General features: G+C 44.1%; 11 protein-coding genes and 1 pseudogene. 5 read left to right on the top strand and 7 right to left on the bottom strand.

Features of this window, described 5'->3' with window-relative positions; translation table 11 throughout:
* Positions 1-130: 130 nt before the first annotated feature.
* Both AB4484_RS07480 and AB4484_RS07475 read right to left on the bottom strand, forming a co-directional pair.
* The gene (locus AB4484_RS07480; RefSeq protein WP_048605580.1) at positions 131-982 is read right to left on the bottom strand and encodes a carbohydrate ABC transporter permease; all 852 of its coding nucleotides are present in this window, start codon (positions 980-982) and stop codon (positions 131-133) included.
* A complete protein-coding gene (locus AB4484_RS07475) occupies positions 982-1902 on the bottom strand; it encodes a carbohydrate ABC transporter permease (protein WP_081229514.1) in 921 nt (306 codons plus the stop codon). Before AB4484_RS07475 ends, AB4484_RS07480 begins: the two co-directional genes overlap by 1 nt.
* A gap of 296 nt (positions 1903-2198) precedes the next feature.
* On the opposite strand from AB4484_RS07475, the gene AB4484_RS07470 reads away from it, so the two are divergent.
* From AB4484_RS07470 to AB4484_RS07460, 3 genes are all read left to right on the top strand, one after another.
* Complete coding sequence (locus AB4484_RS07470; protein WP_122082203.1) at positions 2199-3281, top strand: ABC transporter ATP-binding protein; 1083 nt, start codon at positions 2199-2201, stop codon at positions 3279-3281.
* Positions 3282-3559: 278 nt separating this feature from the next.
* A complete protein-coding gene (locus AB4484_RS07465) occupies positions 3560-4900 on the top strand; it encodes an MATE family efflux transporter (RefSeq protein ID WP_248337138.1) in 1341 nt (446 codons plus the stop codon).
* Positions 4901-5280: 380 nt separating this feature from the next.
* Complete coding sequence (locus AB4484_RS07460; RefSeq protein ID WP_017632557.1) at positions 5281-5583, top strand: DUF1330 domain-containing protein; 303 nt, start codon at positions 5281-5283, stop codon at positions 5581-5583.
* A 190-nt stretch (positions 5584-5773) separates the two neighbouring features.
* Here AB4484_RS07460 and AB4484_RS07455 read toward each other — a convergent pair whose 3' ends face one another.
* Together AB4484_RS07455 and AB4484_RS07450 are read right to left on the bottom strand one after the other, a co-directional pair.
* The gene (locus tag AB4484_RS07455) at positions 5774-7471 is read right to left on the bottom strand and encodes a solute:sodium symporter family transporter (protein WP_372077337.1); all 1698 of its coding nucleotides are present in this window, start codon (positions 7469-7471) and stop codon (positions 5774-5776) included.
* A gap of 102 nt (positions 7472-7573) precedes the next feature.
* Entirely contained in the window at positions 7574-9676 is a 2103-nt protein-coding gene (locus AB4484_RS07450) for an alpha-galactosidase (RefSeq protein ID WP_372077335.1), read from the bottom strand.
* A 250-nt stretch (positions 9677-9926) separates the two neighbouring features.
* Here AB4484_RS07450 and AB4484_RS07445 point away from each other — a divergent pair, with 250 nt between their 5' ends.
* A complete protein-coding gene (locus AB4484_RS07445) occupies positions 9927-11000 on the top strand; it encodes a LacI family DNA-binding transcriptional regulator (RefSeq protein ID WP_372077334.1) in 1074 nt (357 codons plus the stop codon).
* A gap of 235 nt (positions 11001-11235) precedes the next feature.
* Here the strand turns inward: AB4484_RS07445 and AB4484_RS07440 are convergent, their stop codons facing one another.
* Positions 11236-12162, bottom strand: a complete 927-nt coding sequence (locus AB4484_RS07440; protein WP_372077332.1) for a LysR family transcriptional regulator — start codon at positions 12160-12162, stop codon at positions 11236-11238.
* A gap of 101 nt (positions 12163-12263) precedes the next feature.
* Here AB4484_RS07440 and chrA point away from each other — a divergent pair, with 101 nt between their 5' ends.
* Positions 12264-13412, top strand: a complete 1149-nt coding sequence (chrA, locus tag AB4484_RS07435) for a chromate efflux transporter (RefSeq protein WP_372077330.1) — start codon at positions 12264-12266, stop codon at positions 13410-13412.
* A gap of 37 nt (positions 13413-13449) precedes the next feature.
* Here chrA and AB4484_RS07430 read toward each other — a convergent pair whose 3' ends face one another.
* Both AB4484_RS07430 and AB4484_RS07425 read right to left on the bottom strand, forming a co-directional pair.
* On the bottom strand, positions 13450-14178 hold the full coding sequence (locus AB4484_RS07430) for a class I SAM-dependent methyltransferase (RefSeq protein WP_372077328.1): 729 nt from the start codon (positions 14176-14178) through the stop codon (positions 13450-13452).
* Positions 14179-14187: 9 nt separating this feature from the next.
* Positions 14188-14536, bottom strand: a pseudogene (locus AB4484_RS07425) (glycosyltransferase); the annotation flags it as partial.

Raw genomic sequence — 14536 nt, 5'->3', positions numbered from 1 at the left:
TGTTTTATCTCGTAGGGTTGTTCGTGTTTTAGTTTCTCTTCAATGATTCATCCATTTGGGATGTCGGTAGCAATAACGACTTAAAGCCTTCGCTATTGCTAGATTCGTGTATCGATTCTTATCTCGTTATTTACCCTTTGGTCGCACCCAATGTCAGGCCTGCGATAAAGTGCTTTTGCATGGTAAAGAACAGCACTACCGGTGGGATAGCCGCGACCACAGCACCCGCCGACATAAACTGCCAAGACGCCAACCACTGACCTTGCAGTGAGCTAAGCCCTGCCGTTACTGGACGAACGTCGTCACTCTGAACCAGTACGAGTGCCCAGAAGAAATCGTTCCAAATAAAGGTAAACACCAATACGGCTAACGCCGCTAAAGCTGGGCGAACCAGAGGGAGTACGACATGCCAGAATATTTTCCATTCACTCACCCCTTCAACACGCGCCGCTTCGATCAGGGCATCAGGGATCCCGACAATAAAGTTACGCATGAACAAGGTACAAAAACCGGCTTGGAAAGCGATATGGAAAAAAATCAATGCCCAGTGAGTGTCGTATAGACCGAGTCCAATCGTTAAATCACGGACTGGAATCATCAGAATTTGGAACGGAACAAAGTTACCTGCGATGAACATCGCGAAAATCCACACATTGGCTTTGAAGTTGTACTTCGCCAAAGCATAGCCAGCCAGTGTCGACAACGCCACAGCCCCTGCAACGGCAGGCAAAGTGATGATCAAACTGTTGATTAAGTACTGTCCCATCGACGTCGAGGTAAATACTTGGGTGTAGTTTTCAATGAACTGAATATCACTCGGCCATCCCCAGTAGTTACCTTTGTTGATGTCTTCCATCGAACGAATCGACGTCATCATTACGGCTATAAGTGGTAATAACCACATCACAATGGAAATAGGCAGTGCGACTCGGTAGCTAATGTTGGTAAAGCGGCCAGCTTTTTGAATTGGTTGCGGATACATTATTTTTCACTCCTTAACATGCGCCACAAGAAGTAAGCGATATAGATATCCATAATCAGGAACAACACAACGGAAACCGCCGCGCCATAACCCATTCGATAGTTAAAGATAGACTCTTCATACATTTGGTACGCAAGTACTGTCGAGCTGCCCCAAGGGCCGCCAGCCGTCATAGTCGCCACTAAATCAAATGAACGCAGGGCACCAATCACCGTGACCACCACGGCGATAAAGGTTGCAGGTCTTAACTGTGGGAGCACCACATACCACAACATTCGCCATTTCTTTGCGCCATCAAGGCGAGCTGCTTCCAACTGTTCAGGGTCGAGGTTATTCAAACCCGTTAAATACAAGATCATGCAATAAGAAATTTGTGGCCATAAACCAGCGACGATAATTCCATAGGTCACATAGTCCTCATCAGCAAGTATCGAAATAGGCTCGAAGCCAAGCGATCCAAGTGCAATATTGAAAAGGCCAAAAGAGGGGTCATAGAACCAAGCAAATACGAGGCCTACCACCACTTGAGAAATAACGAACGGGAAGAAAAACAGAGATTTAACGACACGAATGCCTTTCACTTGTTGGTTAAGGAAAAGGGCAATCGCCAAGCCACAGGGTGGTGCAAGCATAAAGAAGATCAACCAAAGGAAGTTATTCGTTAACGACGTATAGAAAGCATCTGAGTCAAAAAGCTCGCGATAGTTCTCAAGCCCCACCCACTCCTTTTCGCCTAATCCATCCCACTCAAAGAAACTCAGCCAGATACTGTCCAAGATGGGGTAGATAACATAGAGAGAGAAGATAGCGATGGCGGGCGCTAAGAACAGCCAAGGCGAGACCTTGGAACTGATGCGCCTTTTCTTCTTCGCTGATGGGGTGCGATTTTCTGGGTATATCGTTTTCACAGATTGCTCCATTTCCCAAAATTCCTTGTATTAAAAGCTTGGTTTGCTACTTGGTTAACTTCCATCTGAATTTATAAATCCCAATCAGTAGCTCAGCATTTATAATGATTACGTTCAAATATTAGGCTTATTGATAACATTACGCACAGTTATGTTTTATTTATGTAAACGTTTTCACAAAAATCAGTATAGATCACGGGATTTATATGACGATGATCAATAAATCATGCGAGGCACCTAACAAATTTCTGATGAAAGCGTATGTTTTAAAGGCAAAGAGATGTAGTCCAACGAAGCAAGGAGAGAGCATGGCTGATATCAGCTTAAAAAAGGTCATCAAACGATATGGTGATATACAGACCATCCATGGTGTTGATCTAGAAATAAATAATGGCGAATTCGTCGTATTCGTTGGACCATCAGGTTGCGGAAAATCAACCCTCTTACGCTTAGTTGCTGGCTTAGAAGAAATCACTGAAGGCGAGATTCATATTGGAGACGATCTTGTTAACGATGTCGATCCTGCTGAGCGTGGTGTCGCTATGGTATTTCAATCCTACGCACTCTACCCACACATGACCGTGGAAGAAAACATGGGCTTTGGCCTCAAAATGAATGGCGTAGCGAAGGAAGTCGTTGAAAAGCAAGTCACCGGTGCGGCAAAGACGCTCCAACTAGAACCTTTATTGAAACGTAAACCAAAGGAGCTCTCGGGTGGGCAGCGTCAACGTGTCGCTATCGGTCGAGCAATAGTTCGCAACCCTCGAGTATTCTTATTCGATGAACCGCTCTCGAACCTCGATGCTGAACTTCGCGTCGATATGCGCTTACAAATCGCCAAATTGCACCAAGATCTGCAAAATACCATGATTTATGTCACGCACGATCAAGTCGAAGCCATGACGCTTGCAGACAAGATCGTGGTATTAAGAGATGGTCGTGTTGAACAAGTCGGTTCTCCACTCGATCTATACCACTCTCCACAAAATGAATTTGTGGCTGGCTTTATTGGCTCACCGAAAATGAATTTCTTACCGTGTGTTGTTAACAGCACCTCAGAAACGCACGCCCAACTCGCTGTTAACGGTGTCAGCCAAATTACCCTCCCCTTACCAAGTGATGGATTAAAAGAGGGACAAAGCATCACGCTAGGCATTCGACCTGAACATTTAGAGATTAACAGTGGCTCCGATATCACCATTGAATTTCAAAGTGAAGTGGTTGAGCGACTAGGAAACAGCACTTATATGTTTGGCCAGTCTTGTGGCGTGGATAGCTTTAAGGTGCACCTACCAGGAGACCAAGAGGTGACTCGATACCAATCACTTGAACTGAGTTTCTCCTCAACAGATTGCCACCTATTCGATGATCAAGGGCAACGAATTAACTAGACTTTAAAACGGTAGAGCTAGCTCGATGTCGCTAGTTTTGCCATTTTTCAAACTCACTTTCCATTCGTTTCAAGCAATCACATGCTTCCATTTTGTTCCTCTTAATGGCTTATGAAATCCCACTCAAAAATTTCATCACTCTCACTGAAATATTGGGTTCTGAAGACTTATTCGAATTTTATTTATCCTTATTAGCCTTCCGGACATTAATTTGATAGTCGTTTACTAAATAATCGCTAAACTATAGTGTCGCCTACCCCTTTTTTGAGAAAACCTAAATGCCTAATGCTGATTCCACCCTAAATAAACGTATGGGAATCGTTGCGCTCACCTGGCCAATTTTTATCGAAGTTCTTTTAAGAACCGCACTCAACACCAGTGATGTATTCATGTTATCGGGATACTCGGACAAAGCCGTGTCTGCCGTTGGTGTTATTTCTCAGATATCCTTTTTCCTGATCATTGTCTCGACCATGGTCAGCAGTGGTACGGGTATTCTAATCGCGCAATACAATGGTGCCTCCCGCACTCAAGAGAGCGCTCACGTGGGCGTAGCGAGCATCATTCTGGCCATTATTGCCGGTGGGCTACTGAGTGTTATTGCCGTTCTTGTTGCTGAATATTTTATCCCGCTCTATCAACTCGAACCTCAAGTTGAACAGTATGCGCAAGAATACCTGTTCATCAGTGGTGCTCTCACCTTCAATGTAACCATAGGTGTGGTTCTCACCACTATTTTGCGCAGTCATGGCTATTCAAAGTCACCAATGGTGATCAACATGATTGCAGGCGTTATCAACGTATTCGGTAACTACTGTGCCTTATATCAACCTTTTGGTTTGCCTGTATACGGCGTGCAAGGAGTTGCGACCGCGACCGTCATTAGCCAAGTGATAGGGATGTTGATCTTGATTGGTGTGGTCAGAAGCAAAGGGATTGATCTACCAGTGAAGCAGTTTAAATCTGTGCCGAAAGCCATCTATCAAAAAATCATTAAGATCGGCTCGATGAACGCCGGAGAAGTGCTCTCTTATAACATGGCTCAGATCAGCATTACCTTCTTTGTCGTGCAGATGGGCACCTCTTCATTGGCTGCGTTTACTTACGCACAAAACATCGCTCGCCTCTCTTTTGCGTTTGCACTGGCGATTGGTCAAGGCAGCCAAATCCAAACAGGCTATTACATTGGTAAGGGTTGGATCGACGAGATTACCAAGCGCGTGCAACGTTACTTTGTGGTTGGCTTTATCGCCTCAACCGCGATTACCTGCATGGTATATGTGTTCCGTTTAGAAATTCTCGATCTGTTCACTCAAGATCCAGAGATCATTGCGCTAACTGCTGCACTGATTGCAGGTTCCATCATTCTTGAAGCTGGCCGAGTATTTAACCTGATCTTTATCTCTTGTCTAAAGGCTGCTGGCGACATTAAATTCCCGATCAAAATGGGTATTCTCAGCATGTGGGGCATTGGGGTTGCCATGAGCTATTTGCTTGGCGTGCATTGGGGTTATGGCGTATTGGGGGCTTGGATGGCAATCGCGATGGACGAGTGGTTCCGTGGAATCATCATGGCCTATCGCTGGCGAGCTAAGAAATGGACTCGATTCTCTTTTTAGAACTATAAATACAATAGGTTAAACAATACGCTAGGTATCTCAATTGTCATGATTGAGGTACCTTTCATCATATTCTGACTACAATGTTCTATCTAGGTTATTGCTATACAAGCTTCACTAATCACCGATAAAAACAGCCCTTCCTTAATCGTCATCCAACATCACTATTGCTTTCAATTGACGTAACAATACTGACTTTCAAATATTATTATCAACGTTTTCTATATAAAGATTCTGCAATCGTAGGGATTATCAAACAGGTTCGCTCGAACTACTATTATTTCACTCGCTAGCCAACACGTTAGCAAGACAGCGACTAAAACAACCAATAACTAAAGTGCACAGACTCATTCAGAGCGCACAACGTGGAGAACATCATTATGTCTTACTATTCAGTACTAGAAGTAACACCAACAACAGATGCATGGGTTGCCGATTACATTGGCCCTGCAAATAAACTGGTTGCTCAATATGGCGGTAAATACCTAGCGCGTACTTCTAGCCACGAACGCCTTGAAGGCGACGCAGAACAGCCTGCACTTCGCATCATCATCGAGTGGCCATCAAAGCAAGCTGCGGTAGATTTCATGAACGATCCTGGTTATGTACCACACCTAGCGGCACGTACCGCAGGTTCAGTTAGCCACCATGCGCTTATCGAAGGTAAAGACGACCTAGCGTAATCCAGAGTCCAATTCTTGGTTAATGGTTATGATTAAACATGACCATTTCCAAAAGTAGAAAAGCCGCACCATTATTTTATGGCGCGGCTTTTTGTTATTCGCTTTATAGTAATTAGCCTATGATGAACCTTTTACTAGAATCTCACCTAGTTTAAATAAAATCAGACAGTTACAAAATAAAACCAAATAACTAAACCGTCGCTTCAACGCCCTTCTTACGCTTTGCTAATCGGCCAAAAATACCGACTAACATCACGATGCCACACACACCGTAAACCTGCATGATGGTTGGATCATCAGAGACAAAGCCCACATCAGAGAACATCACGTAAGCACCTAACACCATGTAGAGAATGATAGCCGAAGCCTCAAAACGGAACTCCCAAGGGGTGACATCAATATTCTCATTGACTGGCATCACGTACTCAGACTCACGCGGCATAAAGTAACCAATGATGAACATCAACGCGGTACATACCACGAACAGAATCGCTAATTGATGTAGGAAGTGAATCGGTGTTTTAAATACTAGCTGCATTGCTGCGTATGAACTTACAAACACCACCAACGCCACTTTCGCCGCTACAGCTGGTACTCGTTTAGATACATAGCCAACAAACACGATAGTGAAGATTGGCACACTGAAGAAACCAGCCACCATTTGTAGATATTGGAACAGACCTTCTGGCGCATACATGATGAACGGTGCGATACATACCGAGATAATCGCAATCACGACACCAAAAATACGCCCTTTACCCACTAGCTCTTCGTCCGTTTTACCATGCCCGAATAATGGCTTATACACGTTCAATGCAAACAGAGTCGTTGAGCTGTTCAACACACCATTAAAGGTACTCAAAATCGCACCAAACATGACCGCAACGAAGAAACCCACCAGCGGCTTAGGCAAAACTTCATTCACTAAACGGGTGTACATGGTGTCTGGATTACCCGCATCAGCACCAAACATGTGGAAAGCAATGATACCCGGAATGATCAAAAACAGCGGAGAGATAACCTTAATCGCACCCGCAAGGATGACCCCTTTCTGACCTTCTTTTAGGTTCTTAGCACCTAATGCGCGTTGAATGATGGATTGGTCAGTACCCCAATAATACAAGTTCACCAAAAGCAGACCTGTGAACAATGTTGAGAACGGCAGTGGATCGGTTTCTGTACCCACAGATTGAAGCTTCTCTGGCGCGGCATAAAGCAGAATATCTAAGCCAGCACCAAAGCTACCTTCGCCCAGTACCATCAAACCAAATACTGGAATCATCATGCCGCCGACAATCAAGCCTACACCATTAATGGTATCTGCAATCACAACCGCCTTTAGGCCACCATAAATCGCATAAAAGAAGCCAAGTAAACCAATCGTCGCCGAAATAAGCGCGATTGAGCTAAACTCTGAAATATTCAGCAGAGCCTGAACATCGAAGATTTCACCCAAAACAACGGCGCCCGCGTAAAGTGTGGTAGGTAAAATGTTGATCACGTATTGGCACAAGAAAAGTAACGTCACAAACTTCTTCACCGACATGTCGTAGCGGCTCTCTAAGAAGTCGGGAATGGTGGTGATGCCTTGTTTCAAATAACGAGGTACCAACATTAAAGCGATGATCACCAAGGTGACACCAGAGGCCACTTCCCAACCCATGACACTCATGTTGTGGGTATAAGATTGTGCGCTCATGCCCACGAAACTAGTGGCACTCAAGTTCGTTAAGATAAGCGAGCTGGCGATTAAGCCACCGGTTAAGCTTCTTCCGCCAAGAAAGAAGCCATCTTGTGAGGTGTTTTTGTCATTTTTTACTTTGTTGTAGGTAAACGCGACTACAAACCCAGTAAATAACAAAAATGACAGCAGAACGGTAATAGACATTTTGTTTTCCTTAAGTTGAGTTATTGCGGCAGCAATACCTCGCTGCCGATTATAATTTTTATATTTAGATTTTTATTTGTAGGGGTACTCAGAGTCAGAGATTCACATCTTTTTTAGATGTACAATCAAGGCTGACTCCGGGTCGAGAATAGGTAAGGTCAATCCAATCTCTTTGAGGTTATCGCCGCTTAAAGTCAGTGTTTTATCTAACCATTGAGGGCGTTGCTTCATGAGTTGGAAACTGGTTTGTGGCATCTCCACTAACTTCACTTGATACAGCGCACTGTCTTCCACGCAGCTAATACGAAGTGGTGATGGCAGAGCATATTCAGGCATCGCCAACTGACACACGGTGATCAGCATTTCATCATCATTTTGCACCCCATAGATGTTCTGGTTTTTGTCCGCAGGATCCATGCGGAAGCTGCGCCCTGAGTGCAGAATATGGCGGAACTGTTTATGTAGAGCGATGTAGTGAGAGAAAGCTTGTTTCTCTTGTTGCGACTCTTTAACCGGATCAAGCTCAACGCCCATGTGTCCCATCAAAGCGGTGACACCACGCATATTGATACTGTGACGACGATTGGTTGAGTGACACTCAGCAGGGCCAATGTGCGCACCCATCACTTCTGGAGGGAAGAAGTAACTCATGCCTTTTTGAATGGCTTGGCGTTCCAATGCATCGTTACAATCGGATGCCCAGAATCGATGTGTTCTCTTTAGGATTTCAAAATCAATGCGACCACCGCCTGATGAGCAAGATTCAATCTCGACCTTAGGGTGTGCTTGATTCAGTTGATCAACGAGACGATACAAGGCTTGAGTTTGACCATGCACCGCCGCCTTACCTTGGTGGCCCGGCTGAACTAATTCACGGTTCATATCCCACTTTAAGTAGCCGATATTGTACGTAGTCAGAAGCGCATCAAGGCGAGAGAACAAGTAGTCAAAGCACGCTTCATTCTGCAAGTCTAAAACATACTGCCAACGACCAGAGGGTTGATGATAACCTTGTAAACCTAGTACCCAATCAGGGTGGTTACGGTATAGGTTTGAGTCTTGGCTGACCATCTCAGGTTCAACCCACAACCCGAACTCCATGCCCTGCTGGTTAACGTGTTCAATCACAGGTTCTAAGCCATTTGGGTATTTCACTTCATCAAGATACCAATCGCCTAATGCCGTTCGTTCACCATCACGACCAATAAACCAGCCATCATCAATAATGAATCGTTCAACGCCCATCGCACCGGCTTCGGTTGCCATGCGCATGATGTATTCCGGTTTATGGTCGAAGTAGATGCCCTCCCAAGTATTCAAGTGTACTGGGCGAGGTTTATCAGTAGGGAATTGAATAATGTTGTCACGAACAAACTGCTGAAAACGTTGAGCAATGCCGTTCAAACCAGAGTTGCTGTAACAGCCGTAGAGCCAAGGTGTCTGGTAAGTTGCCTCTGGCTCTAGAATCGATTCACCCGCTAGCAATAACTCTCCCGCTTGAACAAAACGGCGGCCATCACTACGGACATCAGCGCGCATTTGGTGGTTACCACTCCAGCCTAAATGGAAGCCCCACACCAAGCCGTTCTGCTCTGAGAAACCTTGCGTTCCAGCAAACATGCCTGGGAAATTTTCATGTGAAGTACGACCGCGACGGTTCTCTTGCATGAAGCCACCATGCTCAAAACGCTGACGTTGCGTTTGGAACTCATGACACCAACGACCATGGAACGTCATCAATTCATTGGCGTGGTTTGGCAGCGGCAACGTTGATGACAGCTTATTTAAATAGTATTTACTGCCCCCTTTGTTGGTTACTGTGATGCGCTTTTGAACCACATCAGACTCGTAATCCAGTTTAATTTCGACCGTCAATTCAAGCTTAGACACGGTGTCTTCTAGAACAAAAGTGGCTTGCTGATCCTGAGCTTCTACGCGGACGGTATTAAAAACGGGAGCCCAATCAAAACCATCACGATGCCCTTCAATTCCCGGCGCATTAAAATGACCGCTACCCAATTCAGGACAAAGAGAAAGCGGTACATCGACATCAAGGCGTGCTTGAGAGATCGGTCTCTCGGTTGATAACAAAAGATCTTCATCAATACTGGCGATCTTTGCGCCCCAGTGAAGAACCTCTGGAGTACGGCCCGATTTGATGATCAAACTGTGGTTTTTACTTGTTAGATGAATAAATTCGCTCATAGCCAATCTCGTATTGTTTTCGTAAACATAAACTAAAATTAATAGTGAACTTGAAGACTGAAATTAGTACCAAAATGGCTAAATAACGTGATCTAAAAACACTTATTCGTTGCTAAAATTTGCACAAGATCGACTGTTTTCGGAAACATATTTAATGTTTCAAATGACATTTTTTTGAAAGGGAGCAGAGTTTCATTTCGCTAAATTGGATAAGCTCATCGAACTACGGGAATATTCGATGGACAGTGTGATGAGTGTAACTTTTAAAGATGTGGCGAAGCTGGCTGGCGTATCGACTCAAACAGTATCAAGGGTGACGAACGGTTCGCAGGATGTCGCAGAATCCACTCGAAACAAAGTGAATGCTGCGATAAAGAAGCTTGGATATGTGCCCAATAAAGGTGCTCAAATGCTCAGCCGTTCCAAGTCCACCAGCATAGGGTTAGTAACTCTCGATATGGCCTTACACGGCGCCGCAATGATCGCCAATGGTGTGCGAATGCAGGCTCACGATATGGGGTATGGCACCGCTTTTTCTGTGGTATCAGAACCGAACCTCGCCAACACCCGCGAAGCCATTCGTGAACTGATCGCCCAACAGATCGACAGCATCATTCTCAATGTGCCTTTAAAGAGTGCAGACGCCGAATTGCTGGTAGAACAATATCAACACTTAAACCTCATCTTCATTGATGTCCCTTCTAACAGTCAAGTTAACTATATATGCGGCGATCATGCCGAGGGCGCAAAGCTGGCGGCTCAACATCTTATTGAAAATGGTCGCAGTGAATACTTGTTGATCAGTGGGCCTAATGAGTCCAGTGCCTCACAAATCCGTCTTCAAAGTTGGTTGGGTGTGTTATCAGATGCAAACTGTCAGGTACAGTTTCAACATCAAGGAAACTGGCAAGCAGAAAGTGGCTACCTTGGCATTCGAGACGCCGTTGCGAAACAAATCCAGTTTGATGCTGTGTTGGTCGCCAGTGATCAAATGGCATTAGGGGTTTTACGCGCACTGCAAGAATTGCAAATACCAGTACCGGACAAGGTTGCGGTCGTGGGTTTTGATGGTATAGAAGACAGCGCATTCTTCAATCCGCCTCTTACAACCATCAAACAAGATTTCACAAGAATAGGCCAGCAAGCGGTGAGACTTGCAGAGAAGCTCAACGCCAATTCGCAAGATGCCTTGTTACAACATCATATTGAAACCACACTGCTTGCGAGAGAAAGTAGCCAATCTAAGGTGACTGCCAATTATGAAAAACAAGAGATCGAAAAACTGCTGAAGAAGATTCAGAGCCTGCTACCAGAATCCAACTGAAAGAAAAAAGCGCTAGGGGGAGCTAGCGCTTTTAAGACCAACTAAGTCCGTTTAGCCTGGTAGATTTTTAAGCTATATCATGAAGATATAACCAATTTTTTTACTTAGGTAAATCAAAAAGCCTATTCTTTACGACTGCTTTGAGTCGTAAATTAAGTATAGTCGGGTTCTTATAATAAACCGGATTTTTCTAAAATTAATTCATATAAATTTGACGATTAACCGACACAATAAACTATTCGGAAATCACAGATGAGATCGCATTAGTAATCAACTTTCTAAGTAGTTTATTTTTATCATCTAAATGCTTTGCCTTTCGATAAACAAGCTGGATATCAAAATCTGGAACATCAATTGGTGGCTTCACAGCTAGTAAGGTTTCTTCACTATCCATATCCTTGCGCGCGACTAGCTTGGGGACAATACATAATAGTTCTCTGCCACGAATGAGCCGCTTAACAGTTAAAAAGTTACTGGAAGATATCGCGACTTTCCGGCTTAAACCGAGTTCACCTAAACGAGTGTCCACTCCCGTCTTTAAAGCCCCTGCCGGGGAAACGAGCGCGTGCTCGACAGCAACAAATTGTTCTAGCGACATCGGATCCTCAATAGTTAGAACCGATTGATCAAGTAAACAAACATGTTGCTCCGTGTATAAATGCTTTGTTCGATATTGCTTTGGTACCTCACCAAAGCTGCCTATCGTCATATCAAGCGTGGCATCTTCAAAGACTTGCTGGTAGTTACTCCGGTTTACATTGAACAACGCTACTTGAGAATAAGGAGAGGATTGCTTAATCAGGTCAAACAATATTGGAGCGAACATCTGCTCGGCATAATCAGTGAGACCAATCTTCCAAGTCCCTTTATAAGTCTCTGCATCAAACGACTTAGACAACAGTACCTCTGACTGGATGGTATTCAGTAGCGCGTCCACGGTGCTTGATAGTTCAATGGCTCGGTCGGTCGCCTCCATCTTGCTACCTACACGCTCAAACAAAGGGTCATCAAACAACTTTCGTAGCCTTTGTAAGCTATGGCTCATCGCAGATTGGCTGACATAACAACGCTCAGCAGCCTTACTCACGCTATTCGTTTTATACAAAGCCTGCAGTGCAATCAACAAGTTAAGGTCGATCCCTTTCCAATTAAAATCAGCCATGCCAAATAACCCATTTCATTCATAGTTATAATTAAAACAATTAATTTGAATCATAGTTTAACTCCACCTAAATTACGCTAAACATTTATCTGGAATCGATCATGCTTTCAATTTTTAAAACCTTTTTCTGGCTTGGCTGGATTAGCTTTGGTGGACCAGCAGCACACATTGGCTACTTCCGTAAAACCTTTGTTGAAAAACTGAATTGGTTGTCCGACGAAGAGTACGGGCAGATTGTCGCTCTTAGTCAATTCCTACCGGGCCCAGGCTCAAGTCAGGTTGGCTTTGCGGTTGGCTACAAGAAAGGTGGACTAACAGGTGCTATTGCTGCATTTGTCGGCTTCACTTCCCCATCTGTGATTCTGATGCTGATATTGGCGTTAGTCAGCAACCAGCTATTGGAAGCACCACTTTTCAATTCAATCATTCACGGGCTTAAGTTATTAGCGGTAGTGGTTGTGGCTGATGCTACCTTTGGTATGTACAAGAACTTCTGCCAATCGAAGATAGCGACCGCCTTATGTGTGATTACCGCGATTGTACTGCTACTGATTCCAGGCATCTGGCCTCAAGTGTTAGTGCTTCTATTTGCAGCGATGGTTGGTAGTAAGTTCTTGACGTCTCAAGAGCTAAAAACGACACCTTCAACACAAAAGATATCGGTAACGCCTCTGGTGATTTTTGTTGCTTTGCTAGTTGGCCTGCCTCTATTCAGTGCTTACTCTCAAGGTATTGAAGTGTTTGGCCTGTTCTACCAAGCCGGTAGCTTAGTATTCGGTGGCGGCCACGTGGTACTTCCGTTGCTACAAAATGGTATTGGTGACCAACTGTCTCAAGATGCCTTCCTAACAGGTTATGCAGCAGCACAGGCAGTACCAGGGCCTATGTTTACACTTGCGACTTACTTAGGTTATGTATTGATGCCATCGGCACCGATCACAGGCGCACTCCTCGCAACGATTGCTGTGTTCTTACCGGGCTTTTTATTGCTACTGGGTGTACTGAAGAACTGGCAGGCGATTGCAAGCAAACCTTTAGTGGCTGGTGCACTTACAGGTGTGAATGCGGCGGTTGTAGGTTTGTTATTGGCAGCGCTATATCAACCGATTTTCACAAGCGCAGTGAATAGTGGTTTAGACTTCGCTTTGATCATTGTTGGTGTGTGGTTATTGAAAACCGTGAAGTTACCTATTGTAGGGCTTGTCGGATTATTCATGGTCTTTGGCGCAATCACAGGTTTAACAGTCTAAAAGATTTATAGTAAGAAGTAAGCGAGTCGCTTGCTTCTTACTTCTTTTCAGAACTAGAATCAGGCTTAATCCCGTGAAAATTGAAGAATAAATTGCAGTCAATAAGAGGCACAAAACTCATCGGCCAAAATGATTTTTGATGTTCAGGAAGATAGTACCTTAAGAACGCAATTAGATTATTACATGGATTTACATGCTCTCTTGCCATTATATAATCGTAATTCCAACCTTTTGCCAGACCTTGCTTCCTCGTCGTACAGTACCGACCAATCTTCCATGCTATTCCAGGATCAGTAGGAATCAGAATCGAAAGAGTTCCTCCGGGCTTTAACACTCTTAACCACTCTTTGATAACTAAATGGGGCTCATACAAATGTTCCAATATATGAGTTGCAATCACTCGATCAAAGCTATTACTTTCAAAGTTTAATTGCCTAGCATTGGTCACATCGAAAGTAAGTTTATCGTAAGAGTTGATATGATTGAGCTGCTTTTGGGCCAACTCAAGCGCCGCAGCATCACCATCACTTACAATATATTCATCAAAAGTGTGCTTAACATGCAGTAAGTGTTCACCCGTTCCGGATCCCACTTCTAACACTCTCGAAAAGTGTTCACTTTCACCAAATGGCTTTTCGCACGCTACATGGCCAGCTCTCATCACATAACCCGTTGTATTTCCGCTGTAAACCCGCTCATCATATTCGTCACTGAATCGAGATAAATAGTTGAGCCATTCTTTATCTTCGTTCTTGCTTATTCTCATACCTGAACCCTATTTTGATAGCTTGTGATCGTGACTTCTTAATATTGAGAGGATTCTCATCTCTCTTCTACCTCGTGACACGTTGTCAAGTATCAAGCCACAAAAGAAAGACATCACCGCAATAAGTGCAATTGAGCTAGACAGAATAGCAGTAGGTACTCTTTCAACTAACCCTGTATCGATAAAATCTAGGATAACGGGAATCCCTAATCCTAATGAAATAAAACAAAGCAACACTGACAACACACCGAAGAAAAACATCGGCTTTACGTCTCTTAATAAGAACAAAATAAAGTTAAGGATTTTAATACCATCACTCAATGTATTCAGCTTGCTAGCCCTATCTGGCAGGGTAGTT

The organism is Vibrio sp. 10N.261.46.A3, from assembly GCF_041472995.1.
GTDB lineage: Bacteria > Pseudomonadota > Gammaproteobacteria > Enterobacterales > Vibrionaceae > Vibrio > Vibrio coralliirubri.
The sequence above is the reverse complement of the archived record's forward strand: the minus strand, read 5'-3'. Positions and strand labels throughout refer to the sequence as shown.

What these genes read in the sequence shown, in the direction of transcription:
- AB4484_RS07430 (WP_372077328.1), bottom strand. Translation starts at nt 14,178, where the DNA reads ATGAGAATAAGCAAGAACGAAGATAAAGAATGGCTCAACTATTTATCT.
- AB4484_RS07475 (WP_081229514.1), bottom strand. Translation starts at nt 1,902, where the DNA reads ATGGAGCAATCTGTGAAAACGATATACCCAGAAAATCGCACCCCATCA.
- AB4484_RS07450 (WP_372077335.1), bottom strand. Translation starts at nt 9,676, where the DNA reads ATGAGCGAATTTATTCATCTAACAAGTAAAAACCACAGTTTGATCATC.
- AB4484_RS07440 (WP_372077332.1), bottom strand. Translation starts at nt 12,162, where the DNA reads ATGGCTGATTTTAATTGGAAAGGGATCGACCTTAACTTGTTGATTGCA.
- AB4484_RS07470 (WP_122082203.1), top strand. Translation starts at nt 2,199, where the DNA reads ATGGCTGATATCAGCTTAAAAAAGGTCATCAAACGATATGGTGATATA.
- AB4484_RS07455 (WP_372077337.1), bottom strand. Translation starts at nt 7,471, where the DNA reads ATGTCTATTACCGTTCTGCTGTCATTTTTGTTATTTACTGGGTTTGTA.
- AB4484_RS07480 (WP_048605580.1), bottom strand. Translation starts at nt 982, where the DNA reads ATGTATCCGCAACCAATTCAAAAAGCTGGCCGCTTTACCAACATTAGC.
- AB4484_RS07460 (WP_017632557.1), top strand. Translation starts at nt 5,281, where the DNA reads ATGTCTTACTATTCAGTACTAGAAGTAACACCAACAACAGATGCATGG.
- AB4484_RS07465 (WP_248337138.1), top strand. Translation starts at nt 3,560, where the DNA reads ATGCCTAATGCTGATTCCACCCTAAATAAACGTATGGGAATCGTTGCG.
- AB4484_RS07445 (WP_372077334.1), top strand. Translation starts at nt 9,927, where the DNA reads ATGAGTGTAACTTTTAAAGATGTGGCGAAGCTGGCTGGCGTATCGACT.
- chrA (WP_372077330.1), top strand. Translation starts at nt 12,264, where the DNA reads ATGCTTTCAATTTTTAAAACCTTTTTCTGGCTTGGCTGGATTAGCTTT.